This window comes from Microcystis wesenbergii FACHB-1317 (assembly GCF_014696875.1).
GTDB classification, from domain to species: domain Bacteria; phylum Cyanobacteriota; class Cyanobacteriia; order Cyanobacteriales; family Microcystaceae; genus Microcystis; species Microcystis wesenbergii_A.
In genome coordinates this window covers 31826-48324 of the sequence record NZ_JACJQV010000173.1, presented here as the reverse complement: position 1 = coordinate 48324, position 16499 = coordinate 31826, and the positions used below count along the sequence as shown (strand labels likewise).

Annotated in this window: 13 protein-coding genes and 2 pseudogenes; 6 read left to right on the top strand and 9 right to left on the bottom strand. The window is 44.3% G+C overall.

Annotated elements, in window-relative coordinates; genetic code table 11:
- Positions 1-114, top strand: a pseudogene (locus H6F92_RS16560) (IS5/IS1182 family transposase); the annotation flags it as partial.
- A 45-nt stretch (positions 115-159) separates the two neighbouring features.
- Here H6F92_RS16560 and H6F92_RS16555 read toward each other — a convergent pair.
- The gene (locus tag H6F92_RS16555; protein ID WP_199308245.1) at positions 160-771 is read right to left on the bottom strand and encodes a choice-of-anchor R domain-containing protein; all 612 of its coding nucleotides are present in this window, start codon (positions 769-771) and stop codon (positions 160-162) included.
- Between the two features lie 582 nt (positions 772-1353).
- Between H6F92_RS16555 and H6F92_RS16550 the strand changes: the two genes are divergently transcribed.
- Positions 1354-2109 (top strand): cobalt-precorrin-6A reductase, encoded by a 756-nt coding sequence (locus tag H6F92_RS16550; protein WP_190358755.1) that lies wholly within the window; start codon positions 1354-1356, stop codon positions 2107-2109.
- Positions 2110-2561: 452 nt separating this feature from the next.
- On the opposite strand, the gene H6F92_RS16545 is transcribed toward H6F92_RS16550, so the two are convergent.
- Together H6F92_RS16545 and panD are read right to left on the bottom strand one after the other, a co-directional pair.
- Complete coding sequence (locus tag H6F92_RS16545) at positions 2562-3749, bottom strand: TRC40/GET3/ArsA family transport-energizing ATPase (protein WP_002741890.1); 1188 nt, start codon at positions 3747-3749, stop codon at positions 2562-2564.
- Between the two features lie 74 nt (positions 3750-3823).
- Positions 3824-4243 carry an aspartate 1-decarboxylase gene (gene panD / locus H6F92_RS16540; RefSeq protein ID WP_190358754.1) on the bottom strand — a complete coding sequence of 140 codons (420 nt, stop codon included), beginning with the start codon at positions 4241-4243 and terminating at the stop codon, positions 3824-3826.
- Positions 4244-4280: 37 nt separating this feature from the next.
- On the opposite strand from panD, the gene H6F92_RS16535 reads away from it, so the two are divergent.
- Positions 4281-5105 (top strand): DUF3598 family protein, encoded by an 825-nt coding sequence (locus H6F92_RS16535; protein ID WP_190358756.1) that lies wholly within the window; start codon positions 4281-4283, stop codon positions 5103-5105.
- Positions 5106-5359: 254 nt separating this feature from the next.
- Positions 5360-5653, top strand: a complete 294-nt coding sequence (locus H6F92_RS16530) for a shikimate dehydrogenase (RefSeq protein ID WP_043995933.1) — start codon at positions 5360-5362, stop codon at positions 5651-5653.
- 137 nt (positions 5654-5790) lie between these two features.
- On the opposite strand, the gene H6F92_RS16525 is transcribed toward H6F92_RS16530, so the two are convergent.
- Complete coding sequence (locus tag H6F92_RS16525; protein WP_338420910.1) at positions 5791-6318, bottom strand: choice-of-anchor R domain-containing protein; 528 nt, start codon at positions 6316-6318, stop codon at positions 5791-5793.
- 1449 nt (positions 6319-7767) lie between these two features.
- Here H6F92_RS16525 and H6F92_RS26150 point away from each other — a divergent pair.
- On the top strand, positions 7768-7956 hold the full coding sequence (locus H6F92_RS26150; protein ID WP_242030164.1) for a hypothetical protein: 189 nt from the start codon (positions 7768-7770) through the stop codon (positions 7954-7956).
- 42 nt (positions 7957-7998) lie between these two features.
- On the opposite strand, the gene H6F92_RS16520 is transcribed toward H6F92_RS26150, so the two are convergent.
- Entirely contained in the window at positions 7999-8781 is a 783-nt protein-coding gene (locus H6F92_RS16520) for an aldolase/citrate lyase family protein (protein WP_190358752.1), read from the bottom strand.
- A 220-nt stretch (positions 8782-9001) separates the two neighbouring features.
- On the opposite strand from H6F92_RS16520, the gene aspS reads away from it, so the two are divergent.
- Positions 9002-10789: an aspartate--tRNA ligase gene (aspS, locus tag H6F92_RS16515; RefSeq protein ID WP_190358751.1), complete on the top strand. Its 1788-nt coding sequence runs from the start codon at positions 9002-9004 to the stop codon at positions 10787-10789.
- Positions 10790-10858: 69 nt separating this feature from the next.
- Here the strand turns inward: aspS and H6F92_RS16510 are convergent, their stop codons facing one another.
- The 4 genes and pseudogenes from H6F92_RS16510 to H6F92_RS16500 form a co-directional block, all read right to left on the bottom strand.
- A complete protein-coding gene (locus tag H6F92_RS16510; protein ID WP_190358750.1) occupies positions 10859-13246 on the bottom strand; it encodes an SUMF1/EgtB/PvdO family nonheme iron enzyme in 2388 nt (795 codons plus the stop codon).
- 28 nt (positions 13247-13274) lie between these two features.
- Complete coding sequence (locus tag H6F92_RS16505) at positions 13275-14096, bottom strand: hypothetical protein (protein ID WP_190358749.1); 822 nt, start codon at positions 14094-14096, stop codon at positions 13275-13277.
- A 389-nt stretch (positions 14097-14485) separates the two neighbouring features.
- Positions 14486-14608: pseudogene (locus tag H6F92_RS26835) on the bottom strand (Uma2 family endonuclease); the annotation flags it as partial.
- A 159-nt stretch (positions 14609-14767) separates the two neighbouring features.
- Entirely contained in the window at positions 14768-16195 is a 1428-nt protein-coding gene (locus H6F92_RS16500; RefSeq protein ID WP_190358748.1) for an SUMF1/EgtB/PvdO family nonheme iron enzyme, read from the bottom strand.
- Positions 16196-16499 lie beyond the last annotated feature (304 nt).

The following is a 16499-nucleotide window of genomic DNA, read 5'->3' as shown; positions in this document are numbered from 1 at the left end:
ATTTTATCATCAAGATATAGGAATCGGAGACGGCGTTTTGGTCTGAGATTTAATTTAATCGCTGGCATTTACAACTATGAACTTGCTTTAGGCTATCATCAAGTAGCTGAATAAGACTTTTGCAGGAGGTCTAATCGAGTCGCCCCCACCCTACTGTTCCTATTTCCGTTTCTTCAGGCTAGAAGCTAACCCTAATCCTCCCAATCCTAACAAGGCAACCACGGAACCCGGTTCAGGGACGCTAGTGGGTGGTGGAGGAGTAGTCCCCTCAAGGCTAAATTGGTAAGGGCCATCCGTAGGAAAAGAATCCCAACTTCCCCCTTGATTGTTACTAGCAACGTAACCATCACCAATCGTCCAACTGGGTAGTCCTGTTTGAGCGTAAGATGTAGTATAACCCCATTGATAATTCCCGACATTATCTGAAACACCACTGACTAACCAGTAAGTGGTATTAGCGGCTAATGTGTACGGAGTAGCCAGGGTAAAGGTGTTATTGGCGAGAGAGGTGGTAATGGAAGCCGGGTTAGTAAAACTGGTTATCAAAGTGCCGGGGGTTCCACTGCTGTTGCTATAGAGACGAACAAACAAGTTGGGACTGGCGGTTAATTGTTGGAACAAAAGAGTAGCAGACTGAAGATTGTAACTGCTACTACCAGTGGTAAAGCTTGATCCATTCCAAAAGTTAAAGTTTATACTTCCTATGCCATCATTTGATTCACTTAAGTTCTCAACGAGGGTGACAGCATAAGCTTGTTGCCCTAAACCCAAGGAAAGAAGGAGAGCAAGGCTACCCCCCCCCGATTTTTGCTAGAATTTGCTGGTTTTTGGTCACTTTTGGAAGTCCTAACGACAAAAAGAGTTAAATTGGTCTTGATTGATGGTCTATGTTCTGAGCATCTGCTGGGAAAATAAACTTTGTGGTAACTTAGCGCAGGTTAACTCGCTAGGTGGTACGGCATCATCCGCAGAATACAGAATTTAGGTAGAAATGTCAAGTTTTTAAGATAGGTAGTTGATAAGTAGCTGGTTATTAAAGACTGATTATTTATTCCCCTTTTTGCATGAGTGCATGGGCAGAAAACGGGTTTCTCCGAGAAACCCGTTTTCTGTTTCTCCGAGAAACCCATTTTCTGTGCGTTACTCAACGGATATGGTTAATTGCCCTCACCCCTAACCCTTCTCCCAGAACGGGAGAGAGGATTAGAATGTCTGCCTCTTTGTGTGATAAGTTTAACTTATATGGGAGCGATCTTTCTTTGTCTTCTTTGTGTCTTTGTGGTTCCTTCCTTTACCCACCCAAGAGAGCCGGTGGGAAGATGGAAAATTAGTTAACCTTTTGGCGATTGCTGGATGACTAAAAATAAAAGAGTGCTGATTTTAGGGGGAACGGGGGAAGCGGCGGCATTAGCGGCTAAAATTGCGGCAATTCCGGGTATAGATGCCATCGCTTCCTTTGCCGGTCGCACGAGAGAACCGATTACTCTCACAACTCCTTCTCGCCGGGGGGGGTTTGGTGGTGCCGCCGGGTTAGCCAATTATCTGCGCCAAGAAGGCATTGATTGTTTAATTGATGCCACCCATCCCTTTGCCGCGCAAATTTCCTTTAATGCCGCTCAAGCCGCCTCGGATTGTGGTATTCCTCGATTAATGTTAAGTCGTCCAGCTTGGGAAAAAGTATCTGAAGATAATTGGATTGAAGTAGAAAACAATCAAGCGGCGGCGAATATTTTATCGGGGTTAGCGCCGCGGATATTCCTCACTATTGGTCGGCAAGAACTGGCAAGTTATGCACATTTAAACAATATCTGGTTTTTAATGCGGATGATCGACCCGCCGGAACCAGATGCCATCGTACCAGTTGGAAAATTATTGTTGGAACGGGGGCCTTTTTCCTTGCAGTCAGAGCGCTCTCTTTTACAAGAATATAAGATTGGGGCGATCGTGAGTAAAAATAGCGGCGGTGATGCCACCTACGCCAAAATTATCGCCGCTAGAGAGTTGGGAATAACCGTGGTAATGGTACAACGTCCACCTGTACCTGAAGGAGAAAAAGTGGCAGATGTTCAAAGTGTCCTGGTATGGTTAGAAAAAAGACTGCTCTCTTGATTTTTCTGGGAAAATCATCAGTAGCGTTGGCTGAATAAATGTGAAATATGGACTAGGTAAGGGGTTTGGGGCCTGTTTGGCGAAGCATCTGTAAGATTTTCAAGTTCTGTAAGGGCGAAGCATTCGGGCAATAACCTATCGCTGAAACCATAGATTTTCTATCCGAATGCTTCGCCCCTACTTTTTGCCGCAAACCCTAAGTAGTCGTGCAAAATTAATTTCCCAGTCGAGAGGGTTGATGGGAGACAGCTATCAGTTATCATACTAAATCCGTTGAGTAACGCACAGAAAACGGGTTTCTCGGAGAAACCCGTTTTCTACTCATGCACTCATGCAAAAAGGGGAATAAATAATCAGTCTTTAATAACCAGATTTAGTATCAGATGTTATTTTTCAGTTCACTGATTACTGATCACTGATCACTGAAAAGCTTCCCACCTACTCTGGGGAAATTACACTTTCACCACGTTGCTAAAAGAGATTTTCAGGTAATCATCTTCCATCTTTGCTCCAGAAGGTTTCAGGGCTGCCAAAGCTTGGGGTAAGACTAAATTACGACGGTGATTACCGATGCGAATATTTAACTCATCTCCAGTTTTATTTAGTTGTATTTGTTCCTTGGGTATGCCGGGTAAATATAATTCCAGACTGTAATTATTTTCCTGTTGAACTACCCGAATGGTGTTTTCTTGGTAATAAACCTTAGTCGGATCTTCCCCAGCAAAAAGAGTTTCTTTCAGTCTTTCTAAAGCGGGTAAACCACACATTTCCTCGGAGTAGAGAGGAACTTCCTTAACTGGTAAAGGATGAAAATTATCGTAAATTTCCTGTTTATAACCCTGTTGATTTTCTTTCCAACGAGCAAAGAAAGGATCGGTTACTTTGTCGGGAATAATCCGATTGGCAATAATCAAATCGGTGGAAACATTATAGAGACTTAGGTAGGCATGGGCGCGTAAAGACTCCTTAATCACCATTTTTTCGGGGTTTGTCACCAAACGAACCGAGGTTTGAGTATTATCGGTCAAAACTTTTTCTAAAGCCTCAATCTGCTCATAAAACTCGTAGGGAGCATCCATAACTTCCTTGTCCGGTAGGGAAAAACCGGCGATCGGTCGAAAAAAAGGTTCCACCAGTGGTCGCAATGCCACCGACATTCCCTGTAAAGGTTTGTAAAATCTTCTCATGTACCAACCGCCCACTTCTGGCAAACTCAACAATCGTAAAGCTGTCCCCGTGGGTGCGGAATCGATAATCAACACATCATAAGTACCCTCATCGTAGTGGCGCTTCATGCGAACTAAGCCGAAAATCTCATCCATTCCGGGTAAAATCGCTAATTCTTCCGCTTGCACTCCATCTAAACCCCTAGCTTGCAATACCTGAGTAATGTAACGTTTTACTGCGCCCCAGTTGCCTTCTAACTCCATTAGTGCATCTAATTCTGCCCCCCAAAGATGGGGACGTACCAAACGAGGATCGTGACCTAATTCGAGATCGAAACTGTCAGCGAGAGAGTGAGCGGGATCGGTGCTGAGAACTAGCGTTTTATAGCCAAGTTCGGCGCAGCGGAGTCCTGTAGCGGCGGCGACAGAGGTTTTACCCACGCCTCCTTTACCGGTCATGAGAATTACACGCATGGGGGTTGATTTAAGAAAATTTACATTACTTATTCTTATTATGACGGGAAAGTTAACAAATTTTAGGACAAGAATCAGCATTCTCGGCTATAAAATTCCACTCCCTGACCATTACCCCGGGGAATTAGGCTCTGTTCAAAAAATTGCTGACAGCGATTTTCAGCATCAGCGACGAGAACTTTGGCAAAATGACCCTTTTCGAGAACTTCTTGCCTCGGACGTTGTTCGTAGGCATAGATAATCAAAATATCTCCGGGTTGACAGAGCAGCGCCGCACCACCGTTGGGGCAAATTTCCCCGGTTTGGCCGGGAAAAACGTAGGTGGAAAAGCGCTTACCATTGCTAAGATTGACCACATCCACCTCTTCAAGGGGCAAAATGCCGACCCGCTCAATCAATTCTCGATCGATCGTGATACTGCCGACATAATCGACGTTAGCCTCGCTGACGCGCACTCGATGGAGTTTGGCGTGCATTAATCGAATTGTTCCCATGTATTTTTTCCTATTTCCCCCAATTACCTCAATTATTATGCTCTCCCAGTGGGAATGTTTACTAAAAAATCTCGGTCAATGGCAAGGTTCTTTTACCCGTCTGTCTCCCCAAGGCGATCTGATCGAAGATACCCCGACTTTGGTATCTTTGCAAGGCATTAATAATAATCGATCGATTCGTCAATTGGTTCGCCGTCTCTACAGCGATCGAGCGCCGGAAGATTTAATTTTAGAGTATAGTTCTCTCCATCAGGGTATTCTATTTAGCCAGACGGGAGCTTTTTGCCAAGGTTCTTTATATTTTAGTAGTTTTTCCTCACCATTCGGAGCAGAATTTGGCTTAATCTCCGGGGAAAGACGATTAAGAATCGTACAGTTATTTAATGAACGCTGTGAGTTCGATCGCTTGACTTTAATTCGGGAAAAGTTAGTTGATTCTCAGTCACCAGAAAGACCGATGTTAACGGTGGAGCAATTACTGGGTCAATGGCGAGGACAAGCAGTGACAACGGGACGGGATTTTTATAATTCTGCCGCCTATTCTACCCATGTCTCGATCGAGCGTCAGGGGGATAATTATCTCTCGCAAACTTTGACTTTTGGTGATAATCAAATTACTTCTAGCGCTCGTATCGAGGGACAAAGATTGTTGTTTGAAAATAGTCCGCTGCTGGTGCAAATCCTGCTACTGCCGGATGGTTCTTCCTGTAATACACCTCTGAAAATTACTGCCGGTCATCCTTTTGTTTTAGAGGTGGGTTGGTTACTTTCTCCTGCTCAAAGACAGCGCTTAATTCGTTCTTATGATCAGAAGGGAGAATGGACAGGTATTACTCTGGTGACGGAGGAAAAGGTGTTTTAAAGGAAAAAGTAAACAGTTATCGGTGAAAAGAAAAGTAAATTCGTAGGTCGGGTTGAGGCAACGAAACCCGACATAAATCCTCGGTGGTTGGGTTTCTACGGCTTAAAGCTTCCCCCCCTTGCCCCCCCGACATCGGGGGGGTTGGTAAATTTGTAGAAACCCGACATAAATCCTCGGTGGTTGGGTTGAACGATAGTGAAACCCAACCTACAGCTACAATATTACTAGGCGATCAAATATTCCCGGAAATTCAGATGAGTCAATCCCCCGTCACTATCACCTATTCCCTAGAAACTGTTCTAACAAGAATCGAAGGCAAGTTAGACTCTTTACAGAAAGATGTCGCTGATCTAAAAGTAGATATGGCCGAGGTGAAAACCGAACTCAAAAGTATTGATAGGCGATTGGAAAAAGTAGAGGGAACACAGGACGCTTTAATTCAGGATGTCTCTGACCTTAAGGGAGCAAAATCGTTGATTATTCCCGTGGTAGTGGCAGTATTAACCAGTATTCTGACTCTGCTGGTGCGATCGATCCCGAATCCTTAAAAGTTTCCCCGTTTGTATAGTAAATTCGTAGGTCGGGTTGAGGCAACGAAACCCGACATAAATCCTCGGTTGTTGGGTTTCACTATCGTTCAACCCAACCTACAGCTATGAGAGTTGATTGATGAATCAAGCTACTATTACCCCTTGTTCCGACGACCTTTAACCCCCAGTAATCCCAATCCGAACAGGGACAACGCCGCGATCGCACCAGGTTCGGGAACCTTGGTTGCGTTGATCTGGAAACTGTTGAAATTGGCAAAATTAGAGAAAGTCGATCCACCGTCATTACTCACTCGGTTTCCCGATAGCGTCGCAATTCCCGTCGGGTTTATACCAGGAGTCGTACCGATGTTCCAGCCGAACTGCCCCTGGGTGCTGGCAACGGTTAACCAGTATTTTGTCCCCGCAATAAACGTGAAGGGGGCAGTGGGAGTGAAGCTGTAGTCAAAGGTTCCCGGTCCTTGATTGGGGGGATTGGTGAAACTGGCGAGGACGGTACTGCCCGGATTGATGCCCCCATCATTGCGAATCTGGACGAGGGGAATGTCTATGGGACTGACGATACGGAGGTTACGGAGTCGCAGGATCACGTTGTCGAGGCTGTAATTGTGACCCGCGGGTAGGGTAAAGGCGAGCGCTCTTACCCGATCGTTATCAACACTAATGGCAGTAGCCGTATCATCATTATTTGGCGGGAGATTCCCGATGAGAACCGCCGCGCGGACAGGGTTTACCCCCCCCCATTAGCACAAGAGAACTACTAACACCCGCTAACACCAAAGACATAGATAAGGTTTTCATGATCTCTAAAAAGGTTAAGAAATATTACGGCGACTCTATCGCAGCCGTCTCTTCTTTTCAACCATTGATCAGTTATTGTTATCATTTACCTACTATAATTATTAATTCTTTCTATAGTGTATTGACAAAGTAGCTATAAAGTGGTAAGCAAGATCGGGCGGTTTCTGGTCGTGCCAAGTAAATTCGTAGGTCGGGTTGAGGCAACGAAACCCGACATAAATCCTCGGTTGTTGGGTTTCACTATCGTTCAACCCAACCTACAGGTATTAACCTAAAACTACTATAGGGTGTTGACAAAGTAGCTAGGAAGTGGTAAGCAACATCAGTCGGTTTCTGGCCGTTCCAAGTGGGATTGCTCTAGGGAGAGGGTAAAGAGCGAGTACGGCGGTAATAATCGGGGATAATCGGCGATTTCGCCCCTTACCTGAACCCTCAGCCATCTTGGGTATAGGAGTGGTTTTAGCTGACTGCCCACTTAATACCGTTCACTGAAAAATCAAATCTGATCACTGGTCTTTGTATAACAAAAATTTATCAAAATCCCAATATACTTGAGAAGATTTAAATTTACATTCCTTCATCTTTACTTTTCTTAAAAAATAATTGAGAAAAATTCCTATTTGTCAACGAGATTGCAATAGTTACAGCCTGCTGCTAGGATCTAAGAATTGGCTTACTCTGTGCATTTTTACTCCTTGTACCTTGAAACCCTTACCACGTCTAGGATGACTAATTCGTGCCCAGTAAAAACTTGCCAATTGCCCCTTTGACGAAAAAGATCTTTTGTCAAAAATATGTGTACTTATGTTAAAACGAAAAAGTTTTTTTGACAAAATAGACCAGATGTGCTGCGACAAAAGATCCAGATTAGCTACTGGGGATGGGAAACTGTTAACTATCTAGGGTTTGCAGCAAAAAGTTGGTTGGTGGGGGCGGGGGTGTGGTGCGAACCACAAAGACAGGAAGGACACAAAGATTGATCGCTCCTATATAAGTAGCTGGTTTTAATTAAATTGAAGATAGATTTTGGGTTCGATCCCCCCTGCCCCCCCTTGATAAGGGGGGATCGGCATCCCCTTAATCCCTCCTGAATAAGAGGGCATCTGACAATTTTTAACACCTACCTACTTAAGTTAAACTGGTCGCAACGCGCTCGCTACGCGAGATCACACCAAGAATAAGAGGGCCAATTTACCCCCGAGCGATCCAATCCCTGGCACTTTTTGGAAACCAAAAAGCCTAAAAATCTGATCCAACAAGGTTTTTAGATTTATGCAGCCGGACTTACCTTTTATGGTTCTTCGGTTTGTGTTATGCAATGGACGGGAGCTATAAGGGATGTAACCCTTATAGAGAAAGACGTTTGGCGATTTTTGTCAATTGTTTTTGATCTAGAGCGAACTAATCAATTAAATCTCTTGCCAGATAAGGATTTAGCCGATTTATGCCACCCTATCGAACCATACCAAGTAACGAAGAACCCCTTTTATTTGTCAGATTGATTGGATATGCCTAGGTTTTGCACGATCGAAGGACGAATATCTTTAACCAAAAAGTAAATCATGGAGGATTTCTAAACGCTGGTCATCTTCACGAACAATAGCACCATAATAATTTTTTTTATTCTCTAGCCAGAGTAATTCAAACTCGATCGCCTTGGACAAAGCTAAACTAAAATTATCCAAAGCTTGGGGACAATTAAAGATAACTTTGCGCGTCTCGAATCGGTCAAAATGTCCTTGGCAGAACATTTTGAAAAACGGTAAAGAATCTAGTGATACTCCACCCCCAATAGCAACAGTCAAACCGGCAGCCTTAGCTTTTTTTGCCAAAGGTAAAGCCAGATCCAAAACTTGCTCGCTATTCACATCCCGGCGAGTTAATCCCAAAGAACAGGCTAAATCCATCCGTCCGATGACGATACCATGGAGAGATTTTATCTCTGGAATCGCCAACATTTCCTGAAAATTCTCACAGGCAGTAATCGTTTCAATATTAACTAATAACTCCACATCTTCCACCCCTTGATCAGCTAAAACCCTCCTAGCTCCCCGCAGATATTTTTGTAAAGCGTAGGCTGTTTCTACCATGGGAGCAATTAAGCGATCGACTCCTAAATTAACCGCATCAAATATATCTCTGATCGCTTCGCAACCAGCGATTTTCAGATTAAAATCCACCCCCGCTTGCAGACTAATTTCTTTCAACCGCATCGCTTCCGTCAGTCGGGTTCCTTCCGTCTCGAATTCCGCTTTTACCCCTGAAACATGGTGATCTTCCCTGAGTTCTCTTAACAGTTGCACCATTTTTTTTTCTAAGCAATTCATGTTTTTAATCGTTCAAAATTGGTAACTGCTAGAGGAGCCTTGTTGATTATAGCCCATCTGCGAAAAGCCGATAGCTGAGGACTAGAAGACCATAAAAATACCCTAAACAAGAGGACAAAAGCGACAAAATACTGGCATAATAAGCAAGGCCGTCTGATTTTTTTCTGGCCCCATCCTTTCTATACTACATTCGTAATATAAGTAATTCTCTAGTTAGACTATGCGAACTCACTACTGTGGCGACCTTAGCGCGATCGAAATTGAAAAAAGTGTCACCCTCTTCGGTTGGGTCGATCGCCGTCGCGATCACGGTGGCGTTATTTTTATTGATCTGCGGGATCGCAGTGGTATTGTCCAGATCGTCAGCGATCCCCAACGAACCCCCGCTTCCTACCCGATCGCTGAAACCGTGAGAAACGAGTATGTCCTCAAGGTGACGGGAACAGTCAGTCAACGGCCCCCTGAATCCCTTAACCCGCGCATTGCCACCGGAGAAATTGAAATTTATGCCAGTAGCATCGAGATTCTCAACGGGGTTACTAAACAACTGCCTTTTGTCGTCTCCAGTTCCGAAAGTGAATCGGTCCGGGAAGATGTGCGCTTGCGATACCGCTATCTAGACCTACGCCGGGAGCGGATGAGTCAGAATTTACAACTACGTCACCAAGTTGTCAAGGAAATGCGCCGTTTTCTCGAAGATGAACAGCATTTTATCGAAGTGGAAACACCAATTTTAACTCGATCGACTCCCGAAGGAGCGCGGGATTATCTGGTCCCTTCCCGTGTCAGCCCGGGCCAATGGTACGCTTTACCCCAATCACCGCAACTATTTAAGCAATTATTAATGGTGTCGGGAATGGATCGCTACTATCAAATCGCTCGCTGTTTCCGCGATGAAGATCTGCGTGCTGATCGTCAACCGGAATTTACTCAGTTGGATATGGAGATGAGTTTTCTCTCCTTAAGCGAGATTTTAGCCCTGAATGAGGCTTTAATCGCTCATATCTTCAAAAAAGTCAAAAATATCGATATAAGCCTGCCCCTGCCCCGTTTAACCTATGCTGAGGCTATGGATCGCTATGGGATCGATCGCCCTGATACCCGTTTTGGCTTGGAATTGGTCAATGTGGCGGAGATTTTTGCCGATTCGGGATTTAAGGTGTTTTCAGGTGCGATCGCTAGTGGTGGGACGGTGAAAGTTTTACCGATTCCCAACGGTAACGAGGCGATTTCTAACGTCAGAATCAAACCGGGTGGGGATTTATTCAAAGAAGCCACCGATGCGGGGGCGAAGGGAATTGCCTACATCCGCGTGCGCGAGGACTACGATTTTGATACCATTGGTGCGATTAAAGATAACCTGACAGAGGCACAAAAACAGGCTTTAATCGAGAAGACTGGCGCAAAACCGGGGCATCTGCTCTTATTTGGGGCGGGAGATACCGATACAGTCAATAAATCCCTATCCCGCCTACGCTTAGTTTTAGGGGAACAATTGGGATTAATTGATCCCGAGAAAATCAACCTCCTCTGGGTGACGGATTTCCCGATGTTTGAATACAACGCCGAGGAAAAACGCCTAGAAGCATTGCATCACCCCTTCACTGCCCCTAATCCCGAAGATTTAGAGGATCTAGCCCACGCTCGCGCCCTCGCCTACGATATGATTTTTAATGGTATTGAAATCGGTGGCGGCAGTTTACGGATCTATCAACGGGAAGTACAGGAAAAAGTCTTCGCCACCATCGGTCTATCCCCAGAGGAAGCCTATAATAAATTCGGCTTTTTGTTAGAAGCTTTTGAATACGGAACCCCTCCCCACGGTGGCATCGCCTACGGTTTAGATCGCTTGGTGATGTTGTTAGCAGGAGAAGAATCGATTCGCGATGTGATTGCTTTCCCGAAAACCCAGCAAGCTAGTTGTTTACTCACTTCTGCACCTTCAACAGTGGCAGCGAAGCAATTAAAGGAATTATCCGTTGCTTCTACCTACAAACCGCCATCCTAAGATTAGGGTGGGCATTGCTCACCTAATTTTTGCAAGTCTGTTGACACCATGCTCTTAAATTCTTTTCTGCTACAAAGTCCTCCCAGCACCGCACACCACCCGAAAACCGTTGTTGAAGAGGAAGTGCCAATCGTAGTTGACGCGGTAAGCGGAACCGCAGGAATTCGGGTTGTTTAACCAAGAACCGCCCCGCAATGGAGAACGATTATCATCACCATTTTTTATCCAGACACTGCCATCCCTCGGCGCATCCTTATAGTTATCGTGCCAGGTATCGGCGCACCATTCCCAGACGTTCCCGTGCATATCGTACAGTCCAAAAGCGTTGGGGGGAAATTTACCAACAGGGGTGGTTTCTTGACGATAAACACCTTTGGGTTCCTGAGCATAAATAGAATTGCCGTCGTAGTTGGCTAAATCCGGGGTGATGGTTTCCCCGAAATAGAAGGGAGTGGTGGTTCCTGCACGACAGGCATATTCCCACTGCGCTTCCGAGGGGAGGCGATAGTCTCGTCCCGTCGCTTTCGAGAGTCGCATACAGAATTCCACTGCAGCGTACCAAGAGACTTGTTCAACGGGGCGATTATTGCCAGAGAACTTAGAAGGATTTAAGCTAAGGTCACGTTCAATTTTTGGCAGGGAGGCCACTGCTTTCCACTGGGCCTGAGTGATGGGATATTTGCCCATAAAGAAGGCAGGAACAGTCACTAGATGTTGGGGACGTTCGTTATCATTTCCTTGTCCATCGGGTGAACCCATCTTGAATTGTCCTGCTGGAATAGCGACCATTTCCAGGGTGACACCATTGCCTAAGTTTTCTGTAAAATACCGCGCTGGTTTCTTTTCCCGTTTGACTTCCTTGCCTCGACTATCGACGGTGACAGCTTGAAAATCAAAAAATTGAGCATTACTAGGTAATTGGGGACGGAGTTGGTTAAGTTGAGAATGATTGGGATAACGTTCCAACGCAGCATTAAGGTTCGATAAAGCTTCTTGCAATTGACCTGAATTCAGCAATTTAATGCTACGTTGGTAAAAAGATTCAGCACTCAATTGTTCTGACAATAAACCTTTAACTTGAGTAGCAAGCTGACGACTTTCTAGTTCTGCCAAACAGTGATGTAATTTATTAAAATACACTTCATCTGCTACGGTAACAACAGATTTCATCGCTTTAATCGCTTGCTCTAAATTATTAGGAGGATTTATCCCCCGCAATCGCAACCAAGACTTAACGGAATAATCTAGCTGTTCTCTTGCCCAATTTTTATCAGGCAAAGCAGTTAAACTATCAGCTAAATCTAATGCTAATTCAGGCATCCAAGCGGGGCGTTCATTTTCTAAAGCCTCATAAACCTGACGATAGCCAGAAACGATAGTCTTTAATAACTTAGGATCATCAATACCTCGCATTAAATCGGGTATAAGCTTAGGCAAAATGGGCGGGACATTGTGATGAATTAGGTAGTGAATATCGGCAATCCAACCGCCTACCAGTGATTGACATTTGACTAAAAACTGACAGAGATATTCAAAATCCTTAGCCGTAACTTTATACGGTTGAGTCGCTAAATCACTGCTATCGATTCCCGCACTCTTGAGAGCTTCTTCGTCTTGTAAAATTTTCAAATTAAAGGCATTATCACTCCCATATTGCCGATCAATTTCCTCCAAAGATTTATTTAATTGTTTTGCCAGTTGCTCTCTTTTTTCTCGCCATTGTCTTGCTCTAATTTTAACAGATTCATAGACAACTTCTCGATAGGGAAGATTAGAAATAATCGATTGATAAAAATATTTTTGCTGTCCTTCTCCCCAATAGCCCACATTAAGATGAAGATAATCCCCATCAATTTGTGACTCTAAAATTAACATGGGTTCAGATTTTAATAAGGCAAAAAGACCTATAATAGCCGCACCACCATGATAGCGTTTACTATCCCATCCACCATCAATTAGTTCGATCGGTCTTTCGGTACTTTGAAAAGAATAATGTTGATTAAAAAATTCCCGTAATCCTTGCGCTAAACCAGTTTCAATATTAGGAAAACTTTTGTTGTTGCCACCAAATTGATCAAAATCGATAACAGGAGGTGCGGGAATTATTCTCAGAGAAAGTAAATTCTCATCATGATTAGCATTCAAAATTTGATCGGGAACAATTCTCAAAGGCCAGTTTTGAAATAATTTCTGATCTTGAACAACTTGACGAGCAGTATTTCGTTGTTCTAGGGCTACTTTTAACTGAGTTTGACGGTTATCTTCAGCAAGTTCTTTCTGCAATTGCTTCTGTTTTTCAAATTGCTCTCGCTGAAATTCCTGATTATTTAATTGTTGCCATTTTTGAAATTCCTGTCGCTTATCTTCCAGTTTTTCCGTTGCTTGTCTCGCCAATTGACTATTAATTAAATTGATAACCCCATTAACAACATAAAATCCCATTATTTCATCAGTCATAAGATTTCCTCTCCCAGATCAACTTTGCTCAAGTAGTTTTAAACGGCCAAGCTTCTGCCGGTTTATCGGTAATTAAAACCTCCCCAGTCAACTGCTCATTTGCTTGTTCAATTTGTGAACAAGACCAAAACTTTTCCTCATAGGGAAAATTAGAATCAATCCCCTGATAACCAATAACGTCACCATCGAGATTTCGGCTAACATCGGTTAAAGTAATCGCGTGCCAAGATTGGGAATCGGGATAGGAAATCGGGTCTAAATCGTGGGCATCCCCGACAAAAACCACGGGACGATTCTCATCTAAAGCATTAACCAATTCCTGATGGTCAAAACTTGCCCAATGGGAGGGTATATCATAAGAACTCAAAATTTCTTGATAATCTTCAGGATTTAAAGCACCTCCTCGACCGGGATAGTCTATTTGCAGTTGGTCTGAGAAATTATTCGTAATGTCGGGATGAAAACACTGGATAATATTTTCCATGGTTTCGTAACCACAGGTTGGCCCCGTTTGTAAATCTGCCAACAAATGCACATTTCCTAACCCCGTAAACCCTAATTCTTGATGGGGAATATCATTAATTAAAGCTTCTGGCGATTCATAATGAAAATCCTGATGGCAGTGGGATACATCTTGCCAAGACTCATCAGGTTGATAGTTGAAAGCGGCCTCCATCGTCTCATTTTGCCAATTCCAATACTCTTGATTCGGCATTTCCTGCCAACCGCTTTCGGTTTCCGGCAGATTCACCTCGGTAAAATCTGGGGAAACTAACTCCAAAGCTTGACTATCTAAAGGGTTAAGCAAATAGTCTTCTGGCGCAAAGCCTTGGCCATAGAGGTCATTCATGGTCGCCTCCGCTCCTTGACTGGGGCTATTTTTTAACCTAGAGAATCGGCATCACTAAGTATTTATACTTCGATGATACTCCCAACCCATGAAAGTCTAGTCTGGACGTTTATAAAAGTTAACTGATGTTGACAGCCTCGAATTTTGGGCGCAAGGCTTCACTGGTGTTAACTTAACGGTTGAGATTCCCTGTTTTTTTGATGGGTAACAATAAACCTCTCGCATAATTGATTTTTGAGGATTCAAAAACGTCAAAAAGGCGGATTAACTGGCAGAAAATCTCTAAATAAACCATCTAATTAATTATTACTCATTCTTAATTCTCCTGACTCCTGACGACCGGCTCCTGACTCCTAACCCCACCAACAAACTTTTTCAGCAAACCCTAGTTAATTATTTTCAGCTAGTTGACTAACAACCCATGCTCTTAAATTCTTTTCTGCCCTCACTTCATCCTCTTGAGCAGTGGCTAAAAATTCCTAGAGTTTAGTTTTGGGAACTAGGGGAAAAGTGTAGGGTAAGCGCATCTTAACAATCCTTGACAATTGTTAAGCAAAAATCGACCAAATGGGTCGAGTTCGCCCCTACAAAATCGACCCGCCTAAGGGCGGGAAAGAAAAGAAAAAAGAAAAAATAGGGAATGAGGGTAAAAGGGGAAAAAGGAAAAAGGGTTAGAGAGTTCTCCCGAAAACGCAGGCTACCCGAAAACCGTAATTGTTGATGCGGTTGACGCGGCGGAAGTAGTAGTCGTAGCGAATCGCGGAACGGCAGTAAGTAGGATTGTAGCCCCAGGAACCGCCCCGCAGAGGAGAACGATTATCATTACCATTTTCTATCCAGACACTGCCATCCGTCGGCGCACCGTCATAGTTATCGTGCCAAGTATCGGCGCACCACTCCCGGACATTGCCGTGCATATCGTACAGTCCAAAGGCGTTTGGGGGAAATTGTCCCACGCGAGTTGTTTCGTTTCGATATTCTCCGTTCAGTTCATCGGCGTAGGTATTACTGGCATTGTAGTTAGCCAATTCCCCCGTAATGGTTTCCCCAAAGTAAAACGGGGTGGTGGTTCCAGCACGACAAGCGTATTCCCATTCCGCTTCACTCGGTAGTCGGTATTCCCGAACCGTTAGTTTTGATAATCTCGCACAGAACTCGATCGCATCGTACCAGTTGACTTGTTCCACGGGTCTATCCCAGTGCGTGGGCGATCCCCCCCTAGCCCCCCCTTCAAAAGGGGGGGAATCGGAAGCCCCCCTTTTTAAGGGGGGTTTGGGGGGATCTTTAAAATAGGCTGGGTTGAAATCAAGGTCTTGTTTAACTTTTAAATCCGTGCGAGAGGCGATCGCTTTCCACTGGGCCTGGGTGATGGGGTATTTACCCATAAAGAAGGGTGGGACAGTTACTTCATGTTGTGGTCTTTCCCTTCTAAATCCTTCCCAATTAAATTTTTTAACCAGTCTTTCGATTTCCTCATCTTCTGTTCCCATCAGGAAAGTTCCCCCCGGAATGGCGACCATTTCTAAGGTGATGCCTTTGCCCAGATCTTCCCTGAAATATTGGGACTGTTTCGACTCTTTTCTAATTTGCTCACCCTTCGCATTTACTCCCACCACCTCAAAGTTAAATACTGATAACAGTTGTTTTGGCTCTTCCGGTTCAAGCTTGAATTGATAGGTAATTGCTCTTTCTAGTTGCTCAAATCCGTCTTCTTCCCAATAATCAAGCCAGTGGAGGTCTCGCAGATTCAAGCCATACTCCTCCTGTCGCAGGTCGGGGATATCGCATTCATCCAATCTTAGCGGAATGAGATAGATTGAATTGGGCGGTCTGTCAGCATATTGATTGAGGGCCATTTTAAATTCCGGCTGCACGAATCCTTGTTTAGCAATCGAGCGTTGGGAGAGACAAGCGATAAACAGTTGACTATCTGCGATCGCCTTGGGGATGACTGAACGCCAGTTCTGGCCCGGAATCAGGTCTTTTTTATCCAACCAAGGTTTATATCCCGCTTGCTTAAGGCGCTCATGCAGTGCCAAAACTGCTGGTTTGTCCTCACTAGCGTGAGCTAGGAAAATTTGAATCTCTGACTTTTTCATAACTTTTTCTTATGACCACAAGTAGGGGAGAGCCAGATTAACTGGCAGAAAATCTCTAAATAGGGCTTGCTGAAAAAGTACGGGCGAAGCATTCGGATAGAAAATCTCCAGTTTCACCGATAGGTTATTGCCCGAATGCTTCGCCCCTACAGGACGCGGGCCGATGAAGACGCAAGGTTTTGAAGGACGATTCTCTCAAAATCTGGCACCTGTTTCAAGAGAAGAGCCACAAAACCCTTACCTTGCCTACATTTCACATTTATTCAGCCAACCCTAAATAAACCATTTAATTAATTATTACTCA